Origin of the sequence: Mesorhizobium comanense, assembly GCF_005503535.1 — a bacterium.
Taxonomy (GTDB): domain Bacteria; phylum Pseudomonadota; class Alphaproteobacteria; order Rhizobiales; family Rhizobiaceae; genus Mesorhizobium; species Mesorhizobium comanense.
The window spans coordinates 23,418-45,406 of record NZ_SCNN01000025.1 but is presented as its reverse complement, the minus strand read 5'-3'; the positions used below and the strand labels follow the sequence as shown (position 1 = coordinate 45,406).

The 21,989-nt window shown below is 60.8% G+C and carries 20 protein-coding genes; 13 read left to right on the top strand and 7 right to left on the bottom strand.

Translation table 11 applies throughout. The features are described 5' to 3' along the window. Nucleotides 1-216 precede the first annotated feature (216 nt). Complete coding sequence (locus FFS37_RS29480; protein WP_137934483.1) at nucleotides 217-1,431, top strand: M24 family metallopeptidase; 1,215 nt, start codon at nucleotides 217-219, stop codon at nucleotides 1,429-1,431. Between the two features lie 340 nt (nucleotides 1,432-1,771). Here the strand turns inward: FFS37_RS29480 and FFS37_RS29475 are convergent, their stop codons facing one another. Then, on the bottom strand, nucleotides 1,772-2,551 hold the full coding sequence (locus tag FFS37_RS29475; protein WP_137934482.1) for a creatininase: 780 nt from the start codon (nucleotides 2,549-2,551) through the stop codon (nucleotides 1,772-1,774). 99 nt (nucleotides 2,552-2,650) lie between these two features. Between FFS37_RS29475 and FFS37_RS29470 the strand changes: the two genes are divergently transcribed. The 5 genes from FFS37_RS29470 to FFS37_RS29450 all read left to right on the top strand — a co-directional run bounded on the left by FFS37_RS29470 (nucleotide 2,651) and on the right by FFS37_RS29450 (nucleotide 7,667). Next, complete coding sequence (locus FFS37_RS29470; RefSeq protein WP_137934481.1) at nucleotides 2,651-3,565, top strand: LysR substrate-binding domain-containing protein; 915 nt, start codon at nucleotides 2,651-2,653, stop codon at nucleotides 3,563-3,565. Between the two features lie 92 nt (nucleotides 3,566-3,657). Further along, nucleotides 3,658-4,794, top strand: coding sequence for a polyamine ABC transporter substrate-binding protein (locus FFS37_RS29465; RefSeq protein WP_137934480.1), 1,137 nt, complete (start codon nucleotides 3,658-3,660; stop codon nucleotides 4,792-4,794). A gap of 106 nt (nucleotides 4,795-4,900) precedes the next feature. After that, the gene (locus FFS37_RS29460) at nucleotides 4,901-5,746 is read left to right on the top strand and encodes an ABC transporter permease (protein ID WP_137934479.1); all 846 of its coding nucleotides are present in this window, start codon (nucleotides 4,901-4,903) and stop codon (nucleotides 5,744-5,746) included. Next, a complete protein-coding gene (locus FFS37_RS29455) occupies nucleotides 5,743-6,576 on the top strand; it encodes an ABC transporter permease (protein ID WP_137934478.1) in 834 nt (277 codons plus the stop codon). Before FFS37_RS29460 ends, FFS37_RS29455 begins: the two co-directional genes overlap by 4 nt. Then, nucleotides 6,573-7,667: an ABC transporter ATP-binding protein gene (locus FFS37_RS29450; protein WP_137934477.1), complete on the top strand. Its 1,095-nt coding sequence runs from the start codon at nucleotides 6,573-6,575 to the stop codon at nucleotides 7,665-7,667. The genes FFS37_RS29455 and FFS37_RS29450 overlap by 4 nt, the downstream gene beginning before the upstream one ends. 16 nt (nucleotides 7,668-7,683) lie before the next feature. Here FFS37_RS29450 and FFS37_RS29445 read toward each other — a convergent pair whose 3' ends face one another. Continuing rightward, complete coding sequence (locus FFS37_RS29445) at nucleotides 7,684-8,685, bottom strand: GlxA family transcriptional regulator (protein WP_137934476.1); 1,002 nt, start codon at nucleotides 8,683-8,685, stop codon at nucleotides 7,684-7,686. Nucleotides 8,686-8,817: 132 nt separating this feature from the next. On the opposite strand from FFS37_RS29445, the gene FFS37_RS29440 reads away from it, so the two are divergent. The 6 genes from FFS37_RS29440 (at nucleotide 8,818) to FFS37_RS29415 (ending at nucleotide 16,730) form a co-directional block, all read left to right on the top strand. Continuing rightward, entirely contained in the window at nucleotides 8,818-10,071 is a 1,254-nt protein-coding gene (locus FFS37_RS29440) for a sarcosine oxidase subunit beta family protein (protein ID WP_137934475.1), read from the top strand. Between the two features lie 13 nt (nucleotides 10,072-10,084). Further along, nucleotides 10,085-10,387 carry a sarcosine oxidase subunit delta gene (locus FFS37_RS29435; RefSeq protein WP_137934474.1) on the top strand — a complete coding sequence of 101 codons (303 nt, stop codon included), beginning with the start codon at nucleotides 10,085-10,087 and terminating at the stop codon, nucleotides 10,385-10,387. After that, on the top strand, nucleotides 10,384-13,383 hold the full coding sequence (locus tag FFS37_RS29430; protein ID WP_137934473.1) for a sarcosine oxidase subunit alpha: 3,000 nt from the start codon (nucleotides 10,384-10,386) through the stop codon (nucleotides 13,381-13,383). Before FFS37_RS29435 ends, FFS37_RS29430 begins: the two co-directional genes overlap by 4 nt. 9 nt (nucleotides 13,384-13,392) lie before the next feature. Beyond that, entirely contained in the window at nucleotides 13,393-13,953 is a 561-nt protein-coding gene (locus FFS37_RS29425; RefSeq protein ID WP_137934472.1) for a sarcosine oxidase subunit gamma, read from the top strand. A gap of 17 nt (nucleotides 13,954-13,970) precedes the next feature. Further along, the gene (glyA, locus tag FFS37_RS29420; protein WP_137934471.1) at nucleotides 13,971-15,245 is read left to right on the top strand and encodes a serine hydroxymethyltransferase; all 1,275 of its coding nucleotides are present in this window, start codon (nucleotides 13,971-13,973) and stop codon (nucleotides 15,243-15,245) included. An 87-nt stretch (nucleotides 15,246-15,332) separates the two neighbouring features. Beyond that, complete coding sequence (locus FFS37_RS29415; protein ID WP_137934470.1) at nucleotides 15,333-16,730, top strand: L-serine ammonia-lyase; 1,398 nt, start codon at nucleotides 15,333-15,335, stop codon at nucleotides 16,728-16,730. Between the two features lie 42 nt (nucleotides 16,731-16,772). Here FFS37_RS29415 and FFS37_RS29410 read toward each other — a convergent pair whose 3' ends face one another. The 3 genes from FFS37_RS29410 to FFS37_RS29390 form a co-directional block, all read right to left on the bottom strand. After that, the gene (locus FFS37_RS29410; RefSeq protein WP_210240487.1) at nucleotides 16,773-16,961 is read right to left on the bottom strand and encodes a type 2 periplasmic-binding domain-containing protein; all 189 of its coding nucleotides are present in this window, start codon (nucleotides 16,959-16,961) and stop codon (nucleotides 16,773-16,775) included. 420 nt (nucleotides 16,962-17,381) lie between these two features. Continuing rightward, nucleotides 17,382-17,822, bottom strand: coding sequence for a hypothetical protein (locus FFS37_RS36645; RefSeq protein ID WP_408631456.1), 441 nt, complete (start codon nucleotides 17,820-17,822; stop codon nucleotides 17,382-17,384). A gap of 1,409 nt (nucleotides 17,823-19,231) precedes the next feature. Continuing rightward, nucleotides 19,232-19,594 (bottom strand): hypothetical protein, encoded by a 363-nt coding sequence (locus FFS37_RS29390; protein WP_137934468.1) that lies wholly within the window; start codon nucleotides 19,592-19,594, stop codon nucleotides 19,232-19,234. Between the two features lie 918 nt (nucleotides 19,595-20,512). Between FFS37_RS29390 and FFS37_RS29385 the strand changes: the two genes are divergently transcribed. Continuing rightward, a complete protein-coding gene (locus FFS37_RS29385; protein WP_137934467.1) occupies nucleotides 20,513-20,917 on the top strand; it encodes an MAPEG family protein in 405 nt (134 codons plus the stop codon). Between the two features lie 163 nt (nucleotides 20,918-21,080). Here the strand turns inward: FFS37_RS29385 and FFS37_RS29380 are convergent, their stop codons facing one another. Further along, nucleotides 21,081-21,302 (bottom strand): hypothetical protein, encoded by a 222-nt coding sequence (locus tag FFS37_RS29380; RefSeq protein WP_137934466.1) that lies wholly within the window; start codon nucleotides 21,300-21,302, stop codon nucleotides 21,081-21,083. A 458-nt stretch (nucleotides 21,303-21,760) separates the two neighbouring features. After that, entirely contained in the window at nucleotides 21,761-21,928 is a 168-nt protein-coding gene (locus tag FFS37_RS36230; RefSeq protein ID WP_232375814.1) for a hypothetical protein, read from the bottom strand. Nucleotides 21,929-21,989: the final 61 nt, after the last annotated feature.

The following is a 21,989-nucleotide window of genomic DNA, read 5'->3' as shown; positions in this document are numbered from 1 at the left end:
TCGGGTTCAGGTTGGAAGCGGACTATAAAAATTCGGCCGAGCCGCTGGAAATGAGAAGTCGATATCGGAGGATAAGTGTTGCTAATCGCCGGTCTGCGCCACAAACGCGCGCGGGATTTCCATAACTTCTCGTAATGCAGGCATCAGGTGAATAAATTGTCCTGATGCGCTCATCGATCGTAGCTTTCTTGCATCGATATTGCAGGGGACAGCACGATGACCGACGACATGTTGCATGTGATGGCGTGGCACAATGGGGAAAAGGAGTACTCGCCTTTCTCGGATGCCGAGATGAAGCGCCGCCAGGCCGACATTCGCCTCTGGATGGCAGAGAACAAGGTCGATGCAGCGCTGTTCACGTCCTATCATTGCATCAATTATTACTCTGGCTGGCTCTACTGCTACTTCGGCCGCAAATACGGTATGGTCATTGACCACAACAAGGCGACGACGATTTCGGCCGGCATCGATGGTGGCCAGCCCTACCGCCGCAGCTTTGGCGACAATATCACATACAGTGACTGGCGCCGCGACAACTTCTATCGTGCAGTGCGCCAACTCACTGCGGGCGCCAAGCGCATCGGCATCGAGTTCGATCACGTCAACCTCGACTTCCGCCGTCAGCTTGTGGAGGCGCTGCCTGGCGTCGAATTCATCGACATCGCTCAGCCCTCGATGTGGATGCGCTCCATCAAGTCGCTGGAAGAGCAAAAGCTGATCCGCGAGGGGGCACGCATCTGCGACGTCGGCGGTGCCTCCTGCGTGGCGGCCGTGAAAGCCGGCGTGCCTGAGCACGAGGTGGCTATTGCAACGACCAACGCCATGATCCGCGAGATCGCGAAATCGCACCCCTATGTCGAACTGATGGATACCTGGACATGGTTCCAGTCCGGCATCAATACCGATGGCGCCCACAACCCGGTCACCAACCGCCGTGTCCAGTCCGGCGATATCCTTTCGCTCAACACCTTCCCGATGATCTTCGGCTATTACACCGCGCTCGAACGCACATTGTTCTGCGACCACGTCGACGACGCCAGCCTTGGCATCTGGCAGAAGAACGTCGCTGTCCACCGCCGCGGTCTCGAACTGATCAAGCCCGGCGCCCGCTGCAAGGATATCGCGATCGAGCTCAACGAGATGTACCGGGAGTGGGATCTGCTGAAGTACCGCTCCTTCGGCTACGGCCATTCCTTCGGGGTGCTGTGCCATTACTATGGCCGCGAAGCGGGCGTTGAACTGCGCGAGGACATAGACACAGTGCTGGAGCCCGGCATGGTCGTGTCCATGGAGCCGATGGTGATGCTGCCGCAAGGCGTGCCGGGTGCGGGCGGCTATCGCGAGCACGATATCCTGATCGTGAAGCAGGACGGCGCGGAAAACATCACCGGCTTCCCGTTCGGCCCGGACCACAACATCGTCGGGGACTGACGGACGTGTTCTACATCCCCCACGATTGGCATCAGCGAGGGGACCGAACAAACCGACCCAACCCTTACGCGGCGTCGCCGGTCTATGGCTTCGCCCGCGAATTCTTCATTTTCCTGATAAAAGTGTTCACGGCCGACACTCTCGTGGAACGCGGTGATTGCCCACCCGACGAAAATGCCGGCACTGTGAGAGGGCAGGCGCCACCGAATTGGCCGTTTCCATATTGATAATGCGTACTGGATCGAGAATCGCTTGACGGGGTGGCCTTCGCGCGCTGCCTAAAGACGCATTGGGAGTTCAAGCCCCGATCGCAATCCGGAAACAAGGCGGGACGCAGGGCTCAGCGCGGAAACTCGGCCCGCAGGGCTTTGACGATGCCCCTCACGCAGACATCCAGCAAGATGTCGCCTTTCGCTTTCGAAGCTTCCTTGGGCGACGACAATGTGCCGGTCGCCGGTGTCCATTCAGGCTTGGGCGGGTATACATCATAGGGCGGAAAGCTGGCCGGTTCATGATCGGCGGCGCGCTCGAGATGAACGAAGTTCGGGTAGAGCGCCAGCATCAGCGATGTTTCGAGCACCCCACCATGTTCCAGATCCCAGCCAGTGAACCCGTTTGGATAGAGCCGCGCGATCGTCGGCTTGTCGACGAAATCCCAATAAGACAGCACCACGATCTTCATGTCGCCAATACCGCCCCAGCGCAGTTCGCGCAGCGCCAGATCGATGCCTTCGACGATGAACCACGAGTTCTCGAAGTGGCCATTCATCAAGCAGATATTGCGCACGCCGTGGCGGGCGAATTCCTTGATGACATCGCGGAGCGCTGCGACCAGTGTCGCGCCGTCCAGACTGGTCGTGCCCGGCAGGTGATTGCCGCCCCCCGATTTCTGATGCGATTTGTAGCCGTAGGTGAAAGGGGGTGCCACAAGCGCGCCGATCTCGCCAGCGACGCGGCGGGAGAATTCGACCGGCAAGAGTACGTCGACATGCATGGGCATATGGTGGCCGTGCTGCTCCATCGACCCGACCGGCAGCAGGATAGGCACGGAGCCGTCCCTGACCTTCGCGTCGTAGTCCGGCCAGGGCAGTTCGGCGGCGAAAACACTGGAATCCGACATGATGTCCTCCCAAGGCGGCTGTTGGAATTGATGCTTAACGGTGATAGTCATGATATCAAAAATTTATATTCATGATCCAGGTATGAGAAATCCAAATCCATGCGCAATTTCACCAACTTTCAAACCGACCTGCTGCGGGCCTTTGTTTCGGTCATCGATCTTGGCGCCTACACCAAGGCCGGAGATGCGCTGGGGCGCACCCAGCCGGCCATCTCGCTGCAGATACGCCGGCTCGAGGAACTGGTCGGGGCGCCAGTCATCAAACAGGTCGGACGCAGTCTCACTCTGACCAGCGAAGGGGAGATGCTGCTGAGCTACGCCCGCGAGATGCTGCGGCTCAACGATGAGGCTGCGTCCTATTTCAATCGGTCGAAGATAGCCGGGGTGCTGCGGATCGGTCTGCCAAACGACTATGCGGTCGCTTTCCTGCAGGGCGTGATTACCGAATATACCAGTCAGCATCCGGGCATTTCGCTGGAAATCCACTGCGGCTGGAGCGCCGACATTCTCGATCGGCTGCGCGCCGACGAACTCGATCTGGCGGTGGCGATGGTCAACAATGAACGCTCCCAATATCTGTCGCGTTCATGGATCGAGCGGCCGATCTGGGCTGCCGCCGAAGCTGCCCGTTTTGACCTGGGAACCGGTGTGCCCCTCGCAGCCCACCCAGAAGGTTGCGCCTATCGGGCGCGGATGATCCAGTCTCTGGATGCCGCACAGATCCGCTGGCGGGTGGCCTATACCGGCTCCGGCATCGCGGGGTTGCAGAATGCCGTGGTGAACGGCCTCGGCGTCAGCGCGCTGACCCGTTACACGATGCTGCCCGGCATGCGGGTTCTTGATGACAGCGACGGGTTTCCAGCGCTCGCTGAAATCCGGGTCGGCTTGTTCTACAAGCATCCCCGTCTGTCCGATGCAGGAATCAGGCTGGTCAATCACATCGTCGCGCGGCTGGATGAAGCCGGTGTCTCCGGCGACCCGGTGCGGCGGCCGATCGAGCTGGATCGCCAATAAGGCATGTAAATGCATTTATTATGAGAATTAATTTTCCAAATAGTTGGACCGCTCGTAGGCTTGATGGGACTACAAGCCAAAGGGGAACAACCATGATAGTCAAAAAAAGCTTGTCCGGCCTGCGCACGCGCCGCGATCTTCTAAAGGGCGCAAGTATTCTGGGCGGCGGCGCGCTGGCGATGCCGTTCCTCAGCCGGCTGGCTTTCGCCGACCCGGTCGAGCTCAATATGCTCGCATGGTATGGCCATGCCGAACCTGACGTGGTGGCCGAGTTCGAGGCCGCGAACAACGTCAAGTTCAAGCCGAAATACTACACTGGCGGCGACAACATGCTCGGGCTGATCGCCCAATCGCCCCCGGGAACCTTCGACGTCATCCTGTCGGATGCCGAATACGTGCAGCAGCTCAACGCGGCCGGCTATATCGAGAAGCTTGATCCCGCTGACTACCCGTTCGACGAATTCTTCCCCGAATTCCAGCATTTTCCAGGACACTGGCAGGGCAACGACCTCTATTCCGTCATCACTCGGTTCGGCTTCCTCGGCGTGGCCTATAACACCGAAGCGATTACCGAGAAGGAGGCCTCGACCTACAATGTCTATTGGGCCGAGAAGCTGAAAGGCAAGGTCGGGCATTTCGATTGGCATCTGCCCAATCTCGGTCAGATCAGCCTGCTCGGTGGCAACGCCTTGCCCTATGATATTGACGCCGCGGCCTGGAGCGCCGTGCAGGAAAAGACGAGATCGCTGCGCCCGCAGATTGGCGGCTTCTTCGACTACGGCGGCACCTTCTCGTCGCTTCAGAACGGACAGATGCTGGCCATGGCGGGCATCGGCGACTGGATTACCGGGGCGCTGGAAAAGGGCGGCGCGAAGGTGCGGACCGTCATTCCGGAAGAGGGTGGCCTGCAGTTCACCGAATCCTTCTCGATCGGCAAAGGCTCGCAGAAGGCCGATCTGGCGAAGAAATGGATCCAGTACATCACCTCTGCCAAGGGCCAGGTGAAGTCGGCCAACATGGTAGCCTACCCTTGCCTCATCCCGAACAAGAAGGGCTGGGAGCTTTTGGCCACCGAAACGCCGGCGGAGGCCAAGCGGCAGGGTATGCTGCTCAACCAGAGCAATGTCATGGACATGATCCGCAATGGCCGTATCAAATACCGCCAGTTGCCGGTTCAGCAGAGCCTTGAAGACTGGAACGACTTCTGGTCCGAATACAAGGGGTCGTAACAGTCACCATCGCCAGGTGGGCATCCTGCCCACCTGGCATTCTTGGGGAATCGTCGTGCGTCATGCAGACGGACGAGCCGTGGCTCAACGGACGGAAACTGCATCGATGCGGAAATCGATCACCCTTTACGGACTGACATTCTCGCTGCCCATGCTGATCTGGCAAGTGCTGTTCTTTCTAGCGCCGCTGGTCTTTTTGATCGCGCTGAGTTTTTGGACGGTCCGGAATTTCCGCATGGAGCCGGATTTCAATCCAGACAACTGGGCCAGAATGCTTGGCCGAGGCGTTTTCTGGCAGGCCTATTTTCGCACGCTGGTCCTGTCCACGACGGCCGCGATCATCACCAGCGCGTTGGCCTTCCCCTGCGCCTACGGCATCGCCTTCAAGCTGTCGGAAACGGCGCGGCGCTGGGCCGTGTTCCTGATGGTCATCCCCTTCTTCACCAGCTATCTGGTGCGCGTCTATTCATGGCAGATTTTCCTGTCCGACAACGGCATCATCAATGCGCTGCTGGCAAAGGCGGGCATTGGGCCGTTCGGCATGCTGAATTCGGTCTTCGGAACTATGGTCGGCTATCTGACTCTGAGCTTCCCACTCGTCGTGCTGCTGCAATTGTTCAGCCTCGTGTTCGTCGACCGCACGCTGATTGAAGCGGCGCACAATCTGCGCTGCGGGCGCCTGCGCACGGTGTTCGAGGTGGTGGTGCCGGCGGCCAAGGTCGGGCTGGTGATCGCGGCGCTGTTCTGCTTCATCCTCACCTTCGGCGATTTCGTCAGCCCGCTCTATCTCGGCGGCGGTGACCCGCCGACGCTGTCCATCCTGATCACCGACACCACCAAATCGGGCCAGCAATGGCCGCGCGCGGCCGTCATCGCGCTGACCATGATCGCGACGTTGCTCGCGGTGGCGTTCGCGGCGGTGAGCTTTGCCTACAAGGAGCGCGGGCGATGAGCGATTTCAACCGCAATCCGCTGATCGACTGGGCGCTGAAGCTCTACATCGCGCTCGCCTTTGCCTTCATTTTCGCGCCGATTGCCGCGAGCTTCGTCTTCTCGCTCAACATCGACCGTTTTCCCTCGCTGCCGTTGGGTGGTTTCTCGACCATCTGGTACGAAGCCGTCTATGCCGATCCGCTCGTCTGGGAGGGCTTGCGCAACACGCTGATCGTCGGCGCGACCGTCTCGGTCGTCGCCACGGCGCTCGGCTTCGGCGCCGCCTACACCGACTTCCGCTATAAATTCTTCGGCAAGCCGTTCTATCTGGCGCTGGCGCTGTTGCCGCCGACCATTCCCGTGGTCATTCTGGGCCTGGCGATGCTGGCCTTCCTGTCCAACGTCCACCTGTCCGGGGAAGTCCATTCGGTTATCATCGCCCATGTCGTCATGTGCGCACCCTTCGCCATGGCGATCTGCCGATTGCGCCTATCGCAGATGGACCCATCGCTTGAAGCCGCCGCCTGGAACCTCGGCGCGTCCGAATGGATGGCGATGCGCCACGTCATCGTGCCGTTCTGCCGGCCCGCCATCTTCGCCGCGTTGTTCATCACCATGGCGGTGTCGTTCGACGAATTCGCGGTGTCCTGGTTCGTGTCCGGCCTGCACGAAACACTGCCGGTCAAGGTTCTCGGCTTTCTGCAAGGGCAGGTCAGCCCACGCATCAATGTCATCGGCACATTCGTCTTCCTCGCCTCGATGACGCTGGTGATCCTCGCCCAGATTCTTCTGATGAAACGCAGCGTCGCGCCCAAGGCCGGCGGCAACGCGTCGGAGTTGTTGCCATGACCGATCAAGCTCTCGTCGTCTTCGACGGCGTCGCCAAGAGATTCGGCAATTTCAACGCCGTCGAGCACATGGACCTCGAAATCCGCAAGGGCGAATTTCTTGCCATCATGGGGTCGAGCGGCTGCGGCAAGACCACCACGCTCAGAATGCTGGCCGGGCTCGAAGCGCCAACCGAAGGCGAGATCCGCCTTGCCGGCAAGCGTATCAACGACCTGCCGACCTGGCGCCGCGACACGCCGATGGTGTGGCAGAGCCTGGCGCTGTTTCCGTTCCTGACGGTGCGCGAGAACGTCGAGTTCAGCCTGCGCATGCGCGGCGTCGAAAAAGCCGAGCGCAGGCAACGCGTCGACAAGTGGCTCGAGCGCATGCAGATCACCGAATTCGCCGATCGCAACGTCGCCCATCTTTCCGGCGGCCAGCGCCAACGTGTGGCGTTGGCGCGATCGCTGGTGACGGAGCCGGAAATCCTGCTGCTCGATGAGCCGCTGTCGGCACTCGACGCCCACCTCAAGGTGCGCATGCAAACCGTGCTGTCCAACCTTCAGAAGGAACTCGGCATCACCTTCGTCTATGTCACGCACAGCCAGTCGGAGGCCTTTTCGATGGCCGACCGCGTCGTCATCATGAGCCGCGGCCGCATCGAACAGATCGGCAACCCGCAAGAGATCTATCGCGCGCCGCGGACGAGGTTCGTCGCCGAGTTTCTCGGCTCATCCAATATCTTCGCCGGCAAGGTTTCGGCGGCGGACGGCGATGCCATCAGGATCGCCACACCCTCAGGCGAGTTCGACGTCGCCCGCAATCCAGCCAAGACATTGGCCAAGGGAGACAAGGCGACCTTCGTCGTCTCCGGCGATCGCGTGCAGTTAACCAACGAGAAGCCCACGGACGCCGTAAACGGCGTGCAGGCCTCGGTGGTCGGCGAGGAGTTCGTCGGCGCCACGGCCGTCATCCACCTCGAAGGCGCCGACGGTCTGGAACTCAAGGCGCAGAAGAGCCACGACGAACTGGAACGGCTGAACCTGACGCCCGGTGCGAAAATCTGGATGTCCTGGCGCACCGAGTCGAGCCACATCCTGCCAGGCGAGTAGGCGTCGAACCCCTTCCCTAAGCGTTGCTTCGAAATACCGCCGGCGTCACCCCGCGGCGCTCGCGGAAGGCGCGGATGAAGTGGGACGAATCGCAGAAGCCGGTCGAGTTGGCGATTTCAGTTACCGAACCCTGCGAGTTTTTGAGCAGAAACTCGGCATATTCGAGACGCATGATCTTGTAGGCCAGCGTCGGCGCCATGCCGATCGTGCCCTGGAAGTGGCGCTCAAGTTGCCGTCGATTGGCGCCGAGGCGCCGGGCAAGCTCGTCGACGGCGATCGGGGTGTCGATGGTCTGCTGCATCAGCAGCAGCGCCCTCTTGACCATCGGATCGTCGGTGTGCAGGTCGAGCGGCATGCCGGGCTGGGGCGTCTCGGCTCGCTCGGCCTCGTCGATGATCATGATGTTCAGGCTCTTGCGGGCCTGCGCGCGCCCGACATGCCTATCCACCAGATAGGCCGCGAGATGCGCCGAACTGGCGCCGCCCGAACACGTCAGCCGGTCGCGGTCGACGACGAAGATCTGGTCGGAGACCGGCTTCAGCCCGTCGAACTGCTCCAGGAAATCGTCGTGATGGAACCAGCTGACGCAGCATTTGTAGCCGTGCATCAGGCCGGCGCGGTGGAGAGCGAAGGCGCCGGTGCAGACGCCGACCAGCGGCACGCCGGCGATCGCCGCCCGATGCAGGAAACGCACATAGTCCGGATGCAGGTTTTCGATCTCGTCGATCAATCCGCCGACCACCACGATGTAGTCGAAGCGGGCCGGGTCGCCCAACCGCTCCTCGGGTTGAACCGCGATGCCCGAACTGGAGACGATGGGGTCCATCGTGGCGGAAAGCACGCGCCAGCCGCACAGGATCGGTCGACTGCGGTCGCCCTCGTCGGCGGAGAGGCGAAGCACGTCGACGAAATTGGCAAAGGCGCAAAGGGTAAAGCGCCGGGCCAGGATGAAGCCGACTGAAAGACGCCTTGAGTCGCCACGCTTTGGCGCATGTCTCGATTTCGTCCGTATCTCCATAGGGTTCGATATAGGGTTCGATCCATCTCGCCATTTCGTCTGTCGCACAGGTAATACTACCCTGACGCAGCCGTTCTGTTCAAGGCCGGGTATTGGGTGAATAGTCGCGGCATGTTGAACCCGGGGTAAGTCATGACCCGCTTTTCGTTTTCCGCGCTGCTGCGCAACGCCGCGACCGGCAACAAGAACTGGCAGCCGCAATGGCCGGACGCCGAGCCCAAGGCCGAGTACGATGTCGTCATCGTCGGTGCCGGGGGCCATGGATTGGGCACGGCCTACTATCTCGCCAAGGAGCACGGCATCACCAATGTCGCGGTCATCGACAAGGGCTGGCTCGGCGGCGGCAACACCGGCCGCAACACCACCATCATCCGCTCCAACTACCTCTACGACGAGAGCGCCAGGCTCTACGACCACGCACTCGACCTGTGGGAAGGCTTGAGCCAGGAGCTAAACTACAACGTCATGTTCTCGCAGCGTGGCGTGATGATGCTGGCGCATTCGATCCATGACGTGCAGAGCTTCAAGCGCCATATCCATTCCAACCGGCTGAACGGCGTCGACAATGAATGGCTGACGCCGCAACAGGCCAAGGCCTATTGCCCGCCGCTCAACATTGCCAGAGACGCGCGCTATCCAGTGATGGGCGCCGCCTTGCAGCGGCGCGGCGGCGTTGCCCGCCACGACGCGGTCGCCTGGGGTTATGCAAGGGGCGCCGCGGCGCGCGGCGTCGACATCATCCAGAACTGCCCGGTAACGGCGATTCGCCGCGACGTCTCGGGCAAGGTCACCGGCGTCGACACGCCGCGCGGCTTCATCAAGGCCAGGAAGGTGGCCGTGTCGGCGGCCGGCCACACCTCCGTGGTCATGGACACCGTCGGCGTGCGCCTGCCGCTGGAGAGCTACCCGCTCCAGGCGCTGGTGTCGGAACCGGTCAAGCCGATCTTCCCGTGCGTCGTCATGTCGAACACGGTTCACGCCTATATGAGCCAGTCCGACAAGGGCGAACTAGTCATCGGCTCGGGCACCGACCAGTATGTGTCCTACAGCCAGCGCGGCGGCCTGCCGTTGATCGAGCACACGGTCGCGGCTATCTGCGAGGTGTTCCCGATCTTCACCCGCATGCGCATGCTGCGCAAATGGGCCGGCATCGTCGACGTCACCCCCGACCGTTCGCCGATCATCGGCAAGACGCCGGTGCCGGGGCTCTACGTCAATTGCGGCTGGGGTACTGGCGGTTTCAAGGCGACGCCGGGCGCAGCCCATATCTTCGCCCACACCATCGCCCGAGACGAACCGCATCCGATCAACGCGCCCTATACGCTCGAACGCTTCACCACCGGCCGGCTGATCGACGAGGCCGCCGCCGCCGCCGTCGCGCATTGAGGGGAGAAAAAAGATGCTCCTTATCCGCTGTCCCTATTGCGAGACCGAACGGCCCGAGGTCGAGTTCGTCTATGCCGGTGAAGCACATGTCGCCCGCCCAGTTGATCCCGCCGCGCTGACCGACGACGAATGGAAGAATTTCCTCTTCATCCGTTCGAATGCGCGCGGCACCCATTTCGAACGCTGGCGTCACATGCATGGCTGCGGCCGCTTCTTCAACGCGGTGCGCGACACGGTCAGCGACCAGTTCGCCATGACCTACAAGGCAGGCATGCCGCGCCCAACGGAAAACGAGATCAAGGAAGCGCGTTCATGAGCACCTATCGCGTATCCGGCAAGGGCCGCGTCGATCACAACCGGCCGGTCCGCTTCACCTTTAACGGCGAGAACTTCGAGGGCCGCCAGGGCGACACGCTGGCCTCCGCGCTGCTCGCCAACGGCGTGCATCTCATCGGCCGCTCGTTCAAGTATCACCGCCCGCGCGGCTTCCTCTCCGCCGGTTCGGAAGAGCCAAATGCGCTTGTCGGAGTCAATCGTGGCGTCGGCCGGGCCGAACCTAACACCCGCGCAACAGTGCTAGAAATCTTTGACGGCCTGAACACCGTCAGCCAGAACCACTGGCCGTCGCTGAAACGCGATGTCGGCGCCATCAACGATCCGCTCTACATGCTGTTTTCGGCAGGCTTCTACTACAAAACGTTCATGTGGCCGAAGTCTTTTTGGAACAAGGTCTACGAGCCGATCATCCGGGGTGCCGCTGGTCTCGGCAAGTCGCCCGCGGTTCCCGATCCGGACACCTATGCCAGCCGCTATGCGCATTGCGACGTGCTGGTGGTCGGCTCAGGTCCTGCTGGTCTTGTGGCAGCTCTGGAAGCGGGAAAGAGCGGCGCCAAGGTCATCCTTGTCGACGAGAGTCCTGAATTTGGCGGCTCGCTGCTCGGCGAGCCGGATGCGGAAATTAACCACCTGTCGGCATGGGACTGGCTGCTGGAGACAAACGCCGCGCTTGCCGCGATGAAGAACGTCACGCTGCTGAACCGCACCACCGCTATCGGCTATTATCACCAGAACTTCGTCGGCTTGTGCCAGCGCCTGACCGATCATCTTTCCGAACTGCCGGACGGCGCGCCGCGCGAGCGGTTATGGAAGGTGCGGGCAAAGCAGGTCGTGCTCGCGCAAGGGTCTATCGAAAAGCCGCTGGTGTTCGACGGCAACGACAGGCCAGGTGTGATGCTGGCTGGCTCGGCCCGCGTCTATCTCAATCGTTACGGCGTCAAGGTTGGCAACCTGCCGGTGGTCGTCACCTCGCACGACTCGGCTTGGCTCGCCGCTTTCGATATGGCCCAGGCCGGCGCAAAGGTTGCAGCGATCGTGGATATCCGCGCTCGGGTTCCGAACTACTTCGTTAAGCGCGCCAGGGCTTTGGGTATCGAAACGCTGTGCGGCTGGACCATAAGCGGCACCAAGGGCCGGCATCGCGTCACCTCCGTGCGGGTCAATCCGGTCAGCGCCGGTGGCCATGTCGGTCCAGCCCGGACGATCGCCTGCGATGCACTGCTGATGTCGGGCGGCTGGACGCCGAGCGTGCACTTGTTCTCGCACACCAAGGGCAAGCTCGACTGGAACGACGAACGACAGATGTTCCTGCCGGGCGCGCGCACTGAAGACAGCCGGTGTGCCGGCGCCGGTAACGGCAAATTCGGTCTGGAAGAGTCTCTGATGGAAGGCGCTTCGGCAGGAGCCGCCGCGGCGATCGATGCCGGCTTCAGCGCCAGCGCCGGTTCCTACTCGGTGGAAGGCGAGGTGCTGTGCATTGGTGCCAGCAACCGCGAACTGCCGTCGGACGGGAGCGCATCCTGGGCCAAGGCCTTTGTCGACTTCCAGAACGATGTGACCGCCAAGGACATTCGACTTGCCGTCCGCGAGGGGTTCAAGTCGATCGAGCACATTAAGCGCTACACCACCACCGGCATGGCTACTGACCAGGGCAAGACGTCGAATATGAACGGCCTCTCAATCGCGTCGGACGCGGTTAAGCGACCATCGCCGTCGGTCGGGCTGACCACGTTCCGCCCGCCCTACACGCCGACCACCTTCGGCGCCTTCGCCGGCTACAATCGCGGCGACCTGTTTGAAGTGACGCGCAAGACAGCGATCGATAGCTGGGCTGAGGAGAAGGGCGCCGTCTACGAGCCAGTCTCTCTTTGGCGGCGCGCTTGGTATTTTTCGAAACAGGGCGAGGACATGCACCAGGCGGTGGCGCGCGAATGCCGGGCGACGCGCCAGTCGCTCGGCATGTTCGACGCATCGACGCTCGGCAAGATCGAGATCGTCGGTCCGGATGCGGCTGAGTTTATGAACCGTATGTATACCAACGCCTGGACCAAACTCGCGCCAGGGCGGCTGCGCTACGGACTGCTGCTTGGCGAGGACGGCTTCATCCGCGATGACGGCGTCATCGGCCGGCTTTCGACGGACCGCTTCCATGTCACGACCACGACCGGCGGCGCCGCGCGGGTGCTCGCCATGATGGAGGACTATCTGCAGACCGAATGGCCCGATCTGAAGGTGTGGCTGACCTCGACCACGGAACAATGGGCGGTGATCGCGCTGAACGGGCCGAACGCCCGCAAGCTCATCGAGCCGCTGGTCGAAGGCATCGATCTAGCCAACGAGGCGTTCCCCCATATGTCGGTCGCCGAGGGCAGGATCTGCGGCGTGCCAACCAGGCTGTTCCGCGTCTCTTTCACCGGCGAACTCGGCTTCGAGGTCAACGTGCCGGCGCGCTACGGCCGCGCCGTCTGGGAAGCGCTGTACGATGCTGGCCGCAAATACGGCATCACACCCTATGGTACCGAGACAATGCACGTGCTGCGTGCCGAGAAGGGCTACATCATCGTCGGCCAGGACACCGACGGCACGGTGACGCCGGAGGATGCGAGCCTTGCCTGGGCCATCGGCAAGACCAAGCCGGATTTCGTCGGCAAGCGGTCGCTGACCCGCCCCGACATGCTCATGGCCGACCGCAAGCAACTGGTCGGGCTGCTGACGAGTGATCCCAAGACCGTGCTGGAGGAGGGGGCTCAGATCGTCCTCGACCCGAATCAGAAGGTGCCGATGAAGATGGTTGGTCACGTCACCTCGTCCTACTGGAGCGAGACGCTCGGACGCTCCATCGCGCTCGCCATCGTCGAAGGCGGGCGGGCGAAGGAAGGCCAGACCGTTCACGTGCCGATGCCGGACAAGACCCATTCAGCCGAGATCGTCGGCATGGTGTTCGTCGATCCGGAAAACAAGCGCCTCAATGTCTAGGAGACGACCATGCTGCAGGAACGTCACCCGCTGAAGGGTCACCGCATCTCACTGGCCGAGGGGGTCTCCCTCGTTATCCACGACGCCGAGGATTCTTCGCGCTTCAACCTCCGCATCGCGCCGGAAAATCTGGGAGCTGCCTCGAAGGCTTTCGGCTGCGAACTGCTGGCGACGATCGGCGCGACCGCGACTTCGGGTGGCAGGCTGGCGCTTTGCCTTGGCCCGGACGAGTGGCAGCTCTATGCGCCTCTCGCTGAGAGCCGCTCCATCGAAACCACTTTCGCCGCGCTCTATGCCAGCTGCCCGCACAGCCTGGTCGATGTCGGTCATCGCGAGATCGGCATCGCCGTCGAAGGTGCTGCCGCGGTGCTGGCGCTGCGCTCGGCCTGCGCCTTCGATTTCGACACCATGCCATCGGGCACCGGAACACGCACGATCTTCGACAAGGCGCAGATCATCCTGATCCGCCACGACGAAAACCGTTTCCGCATCGAGGTCTGGCGCTCTTTCGCCGATCACGTCTGGGGACTGTTGCAGGCCGCCAGCCGCGAAATCGCGCTCGGCATCTGAGAACAAAGGACAAGCAAATGACCCTTCACCAGACACAGATGAACGCAACGCTCAGCGACGCCGAAATCGCTGCCTCCATAGGTCGCGAACTTGAGCGCCAGCAGAACCAGATCGAATTGATCGCATCGGAAAATATCGTCTCCAGCGACGTGCTTCTGGCGCAGGGGTCGGTGCTGACCAACAAATACGCCGAGGGCTATCCGGGACGCCGCTACTATGGCGGTTGCGAATTCGTCGATGAGGTCGAGACGATCGCCATCGACCGCGCGAAAAAGCTGTTCGGCGCTGGCTTCGCCAATGTCCAGCCGCATTCAGGCGCGCAGGCCAACCAGGCGGTGTTCTTGGCGCTGCTCAACCCGGGGGACCGCATCATGGGCATGTCGCTGGCGCATGGCGGGCATCTCACCCATGGCTCGCCGGTGACGATGTCGGGCAAATGGTTTGACGTTGTCAGCTACGAGGTGCGCCAATCTGACCAGCAGATCGACTACAATCTGCTCAGGCAGAGAGCTCTGGAAACCAGGCCGAAACTCATCATCGCCGGCGCCTCGGCCTATCCACGCGCCATCGACTTTGCGGCTTTCCGCAGAATCTCCGACGAGGTCGGCGCCTATCTGATGGTCGACATGGCGCACTATGCCGGATTGGTCGCTGCCGGCCTCTATCCAGACCCGCTGCCGCATGCCCATGTGGTAACCACCACGACGCACAAGACGCTGCGTGGCCCGCGCGGCGGCATGATCCTGACCAATGACGAGACGCTGGCGAAGAAGTTCAACTCGGCTGTGTTTCCGGGCAATCAAGGCGGCCCACTGATGCACGTTATCGCCGCCAAGGCTGTAGCCTTCGGCGAAGCCTTGCGCCCCGACTTCAGGGCCTATGCCGGACAGGTGGTCGCCAACGCCCGGGCTCTGTGTGAGACACTTATTTCGGGTGGTCTCGACATTGTCTCGGGCGGCACTGACTGCCACATGGTGCTGGTCGATCTGCGCCCCAAGGCCGTCAAGGGCCGTGACGCCGAGCAGGCGCTGGAGCGCGCCGGACTGACCTGCAACAAGAACGCCATCCCGTTCGATCCGGAAAAGCCGGCGGTTACGTCAGGCGTGCGGCTCGGCACCTCGGCCGGCACGACACGCGGCTTCGGCGAAAAAGAATTCCGGCGGATCGGTGCATTGATCCTGTCGGTGATCGATGCACTGGCCGAGGCCGGGCCGGAGGGCAATCGCGCAGTCGAAGAGAACGTTCTGGCCGAAGTCCGCGACCTCTGCCGCCGTTTTCCTATTTACCAGTAGCGCCGGTTCAATGGCCAAATCTTTTGCGAAATGTGCCGCGTCCACCGGCGCGGCTAATTCGCCAGCCTGATGAGCCGGAGCAGTCAGATGTTTCTCAGTGTATTCGACATGTTCAAGATCGGCATTGGTCCGTCGTCCTCGCACACGATGGGCCCGATGACGGCAGCGGTCCGCTTCCTGCAATCGCTGAACAAGCGGGCGGCAACGGGGGGCGAAACATCAAAGCCGGCCAGCTTGCGCGTTACGCTCTATGGTTCATTGGCCTTCACCGGCAAGGGCCATGCGACGGATCGTGCCGTGGCGACCGGACTGCTTGGTTACACGCCAGCCGATCTCGACCCGGATGAGGCGGAACCGCGGCTCAAGGATCTGCAACGCACCAAGACGCTGCGGCCTGTCGATCTGCCGCCACTTGCCTTCGATCCGAGCACTGACATCGTGTTCGACTACGGGCCTGCACTGCCCGGCCATGCCAACGGGCTTAAGTTTGAAGCGTTCGACGTCGATACCCGATCATACTTCGCCGAAACCTTCTACTCGATCGGCGGCGGCTTCGTCGTCACGGCGGCAGCGCGGGAAGCACCTGAGGCGACACCCGCCAGCGAGGTTGCCCGCTGGCCCTATCCGTTCGACACAGCGGCGTCGATGCTGCGCATGGCCAGGGGCACTGGCCTTTCGATCGCTGCGATGAAGCGGGCCAACGAGCTCGTGGTGCGCCAGCCGCGCGACCTCGATGAGGGCGTGGCGCGTATCTGGGCGACGATGAGCAACTGCATCGACCGTGGGCTTGCGCTTGACGGCGAACTGCCGGGCGGCCTTCGCGTCAAACGGCGCGCCAAGAAGATCCTTCAGCAACTTGAGCAGGAACGCGGCTCGAACCGCGCGCAACCGCATGTCACTTCCGATTGGCTCAGCGTTTATGCCATGGCGGTGAACGAGGAGAACGCGGCCGGCGGCAAAGTGGTCACAGCGCCGACCAATGGCGCGGCCGGGGTCGTGCCAGCGGTGCTGCGCTACTATCTTGACCACTGCGTCGGCGCCGACCCGGCCAGCGTTTCCGAGTTCCTGTTGACCGCCGCCGCGATCGGCGGGCTGATTAAGCACAACGCCTCGATCTCGGGCGCGGAAGCCGGCTGCCAGGGCGAGGTAGGCTCGGCCGCAGCGATGGCCGCCGCAGGACTCTGCGCGGTTCTCGGCGGCACACCGGGGCAGGTGGAGAACGCAGCCGAAATCGCGCTTGAACACCATCTCGGCATGACCTGCGATCCGGTCGCTGGGCTGGTCCAGGTGCCATGCATCGAGCGCAACGGTATCGGGGCGACCAAGGCAGTCGCGGCCGCTTCACTGGCGCTGCGCGGCGACGGTTCGCATTTCATGCCGCTCGACAATTGCATTGAGGCGATGCGCCAGACCGGCGTAGAAATGAGCGTGAAATTCAAGGAAACCAGCCTTGGCGGGCTCGCTGTCAATCTGCCCGAGTGTTGAGCGGGACGTGAGACGGTTGACGAACTTAGGTACTGTGCTTCTTCAGCCGCGAGCTGAGAGGTGGTGCGCTTCCAGACGAGGGAAATCCGTGTGCATGATCGGTCGCACCTCGAGGTTGCGCCCGAGAAAACCAATCAGGCTTTCGGGATAAACCGTCACACCCAGGCCAGCCGCCAGCAGGCCCAGCGGCGCGAGCGTATTGGATGCCTCGAGCTTGGTGTTGAGCGGCACGCCTTGGCCGGAGAAATGTCGTTGAGCCGCCAGCGATAAGCCTCCCATTGAGCAGGCGCGTACGGACTTGCGGCTATCGAGTCGCATCTCTCAAAGGGTGAGAACGATGCAGCGCACGTGCGTGCCCAGGCGGCTATCGTGCACTTGGCGCAATTGATCGAAATCGAAAAGTTGCCGCGTCGGACTTAGCGTTCGAGGTCACAGGTGAACGACCGGCCGCAAACCGTTCGGTTGATCGCGTTCCTGACATAGGTTGGGTCCGGTCGTAAACGCCGGCGCCAGCCCCACGCATTTCCAGCTAGAGTCTAATCTGTCCTGTCAGTACTTTCCACCTTTGAAGCGCTTTCGGCTTCTGTGGCGTGCCAGTCGCGGTCGATCAGGCCTTCCGCAGCCTGATGAAGGTGTTGAGAGCAGACTAATCTAGCCAGCTTTTAAGCGGCCGAAGCGCTTTCTCCCGGGTCTGGACGAGAATACCTCGTCTCCCACAATCAGCGTCAGCTTCCCGGGTGAGAAGGTCCGAAGTTTCTCAGCGAGCTTGTCGATGGCCGTTGTGATCGTGCGAAGTTCTATGTTCGCTCGTCGTCCCGAATCTGCCGACGTCGCCGCATACATGATGTTCACAGGCAAAGAAAGAAAACCCGGGCCCGTCGGCGCTGCCTGACTGTCTCTGAAAGCCCGCCGCAACAGAACCGGTATCTGGTCAGGATGGGTTAACTCGCGGGCCCATTTCACAGCGGGTCTGGCCAAATTTACGAGATCCCCCGTTAGAAGCGGATCGTCCGCGATGTGGCGCATATCCTGCTGCCCAGCGGTAGCGACCAGCGGGGTCCTTGCGAGTTGAGCGGCCAGGATCGCGCCCATTGCATGACCAAGACCTCCGGAGGAATGAAGGTTCACAACGCCGACACGGCCTGAGGCCTACGCATACCCATCTGCCATCGCCACAACCGACGTCTCCTGGAGGCAGAGCACGAAGGCGATATCCCGCCTCCGCTGCGCCCTCACAGAAAAATGGCAGACGCCAACGAGGCCTTCACGGAGAAGAGCGGCTTCGTCAGCCGGATCATCGCAAGAAGCCTTCGGGCCGATGCCGGAGGCCGCCCGACGCTCCAACAACATCAAGTAGAAGGTGCGTTCGACTCGTCGAGCATGTCTTTGTCGAGCAGAAGAGCCGCATGGGGCTGTTCATCCGAACCATTGGCATCGCAAGCGCCACGACGAAGATCGACATGGCCGACATCCTCTACAATATGAAGCGCCTGATCTATCTGGACCGCATCGCTATCGCGTGAACTGCCGCCGAAAGGGCCGCGCGCCGCCGCAAAAGTGAGGTGTTGACGACCGATGAACGCGGTTGTGCGCCGAAATCTGTCGGTCACCTTCAGTCAGCATGTTGGTCGAACCGTCCAGCTTGGCTAGGGGGCGGATGGCATCCACGAACGCGATCCCGGGATTGCGCCTACCCGAATAGTGGAAGCAAAAAAGCTGCGCGTAAATGACAACGAAATTCATTTGTCAAATTAATGAGAGACAATACACTCCGAGTCGCTCTAAAATGCGTGACGAGGAGCTTTCAATTGTACTATATGAAGAGGCCAAAGACGGATTTATTTCATAATGTTAACAAGAAAGCGATTTTCGTCATTGCGAAATGATACAGAGGGGTGCTGGATATCATGAGACGTGCAATGTGATTGTCTGCGATGTTTATTTGCCGAGACCGGAGTTCTCAAATGACGCTTTCTCTCTCTTTCGCAACGCGCTCAACAGATGACGTGGCCGACGCTTATGTGCGGTCTAGAGGTAAATCGGGATTCTTGTCGACGGCTCGCGCGATCCAGGCAATGCGTCTTTATCTGCCAAATTGCGATGCGACCGATCGGGAATTAGAGGGAATTGTCGCATCCGCGGCCATTAAGCATGGTGTTTCTGTCAAATTTGACGTCGCGCGCGCGGCAGTACCCGCGTCTCAAAGACCTGCTGTACGCACATCTTGAGATGAGACGGGCAGACCGCCTGGGCAACCGTCCGTTCCCAACCGCGCTCGATCCGTTCACCTGCAACCGCTACGAGTGCGTAGAATTCGTACGTGAAGTCTTCGACATCAGCGTGCGCTAAATCGGCCTCTGCTGCGGAGCAAGCCCACACCATATTCGCACGGTCGCGGAGGCGCTCGGCCGTACCGTGCCCGGCAGTTGCTATTCATCTCTATCCCTCTGGAGATCCTCTTGGAGTATTTTATCATGCCCGTTGAAACGGAAAAAACTAATTTAACTCAAGCTGTTGGAATTCGGGAACTCTACACGGATGACACTGTTGTGGCGCTGAATGCCGCTCTTTTCGAGCGTGGCGTCGAAATCGAACAGATTATCTCTGTGCTCACTGTCCCGGGGCAAGCGATGGGGCGACCCGTACCGCCGCGGTTCCGCGTTCTTTATCGGTCTAATTAACGTCGGACCCTGATCGGCACCGACAATACCGCGCGCAAGGAGGCTGAAGAAGCGCTCCTCCAGGCAGGCGCGTTGCAGAGCGCGATCTTCAACAGCGCCAACTTCTCCAGCATCGCCACCGACGCCAAAGGTGTAGGTTTGGCGGATGAATACCTCGTCTTCGACGATGAGAATAACGGCCATCAATGGGCCATGAGCGGCAGAATCGGCATGGTATCGGAAATCCCCTGACCGCGGAGTCCGCAGTCAACACGAAACTCGCGTCTCAGGAGAAGGTTCCATGAGGTGTGTCGTATTATTGTTCGTGCGCGAAGGCTGTTTTCGTAATCCCGATATGCATGCGTTGAAGTCACGGATGTACTGGCGGCCCCATCAACGGGTGCGCGCGGAGCAGGTATGATCCCAAGACCTGACAGCAGCTTCCTGTTCGTTTCCGTGGACGATCAGGTGAGGCCAATGTCTAAAAAGCGAAGGCGGGCATACCTCGCCCCCTTAGCGTTACGCATCCAGCCTCCGGAGCGCCGCGAGCCGCCGTGACATTATTAGTCAGTCGTTTCGACTGATTGTATCCTTGGCTCTATGGAGCGGCGACAGTGGTCCGCCGTTGGGTCGTTGAAACGTCACCCATACCGACCCATGTATGTGTTGCGTCGGATGTCTCCTCCCATTCGTTCGACGCGTTCCCCTCTGGAGGTTTTAACCTTCATAATTGGCCGGGCTTAAGAGCCCGGCCTTTTTTATTGAGGATATGAGCCTAATACGAAGACGCCACGGGACGCGGTCGCGCAATCTTATGACGCTGAGCCGAATCGTGAGCTTCATGATTACGTTGTGGCGGTTCCATACAGGGCGAGATTAGAATTCTCGCTCTCAAATTGCCGGATAGCGCCGGTCTGATCGTCTATTGCCGGTCGCACTTCAGGTCGGGATCGTTGTTTGCGCCGCCGGGGAAGCGCAAGGGCCATCCTAGTGGTAGAATTCTGACATTTGGTACCCGATGCGAAATACCTGTTCCGACCCAAGCGGAAGTTCGCTCAGCGTCGTCTGTTTGGAGAAGATCGGCTACAAATAACAAAAGGGCAGGAAGACTTGGGAGGGAATATGTCCAACACGGGTTACGCATTGACAGGGTTTGTCTCGTGGGCGCTCTTTCTGCTGATAGTAATGGAAACCCTCCGAACCTATCTCGTTGTCACAGGAAAGGTCGCGGCCAACGGCTTCACGCCAGACAATTCCGGACTATCGCCCTTCATGCAGCGCCTCGCCCGCGCTCATGCCAACTGCATCGAAGGTCTGCCGATTTTCGGCGGCTTGCTGGCGATTGCGATTATGACATCAAGAACAGGAATTACCGACCCTTTGGCGTCTTGGCTCCTCAGCGCGCGAATCGTGCAGTCGATTATCCATCTCGTTTCGACTAGTCCGACAGCGGTAAGTCTCCGCTTCACTGCTTTCGCCATCCAGATGGCGATAGGCGTCTATTGGTCGTGGAAGCTGATGACCTAAGGGCAGTGCGAATAACCAACAGCGATAGACGTTCCGGCAGCGGGGGTGCCGCGATGCATAGTCTGAAGGTGGCGCTGGTTGCTCGTCCCGGACAACGAGACATACGACAGGAAACCACCCTGAGTTGTCTTCTTATCGGGTACCAAGCGTTAGAATTTCACCACTAGTAGCGCCAACCTTGCTTGAATTCGCTTGTGAACCAGCGCTCGACGTCATCGCGCACCGATGTTGTGGTTCGAAATCTCAGGTGTCCGGGCGACTTCTCCTGAAGCCAAGAAAAGAAATCGGAAAAACTTGGATCGTCCGGCTGATGCGGAAGGCCGCGCTCCTCAGCCCATTTTGTGCAAAAGAAACGCACAGCTTCTTCGGCTTCATCCTTTTTCATGCACGAGATCATGGTCGGGTGTTGCCGGAAACGCAAGGCGGTCCGGCTTCGGAGCCGCGGGCTCGGTGATGATCTTACAGGTCGTGATATCGAGGTGGAGTCGTATGCCGAAAGACCGGCGAACGAGAACGACGCGTGTCCAAATGCGTGCGGTTCTCCACAGCAGCTGCAGGCGCCACAAGGGCGGGGTTGCACGCGATGTTGAACGCAGCTTCCTGATAGCTTGGTCTTCTATGACTCTAAAAACCGGCAGCCGCGGGCAAGTTCGCAACACATCCTTCTCGCAGTCGCTAGTCCGCCTTCGATGGTGTTGCGCGGGTCTCCTTTTGGCCAAGACCCTAGCCGGCACCTTGGGCGGAACCGGAACGTCGTGGGGGGAGCAGCCGGCGAGGGCTTTCTTGGGTTAGGCTGGGCAGCCCTCAAGAATGGAAATGGGTCCTCGGGTCTCAATTACGGGTTCAAGCTGTAGACCAGCGGCGCCGAACAAGCTTGCATACTGGGGCCTGCCTTCTCCCCAGGCCGCCGGTGACGGCGAGCATGGCCACATCGATACCCTTGATCTGGTTCGGTTCGTCACCCGGCGGCCCAAGCGTCTCGGCCAAAAGCACCTTCCCGTTCGACAGCATTGCCTTGCGGCAATTTTGCAAGAGCGTGCATTCCGTTTTTGTCGAGGCCATCGAGCAGGTT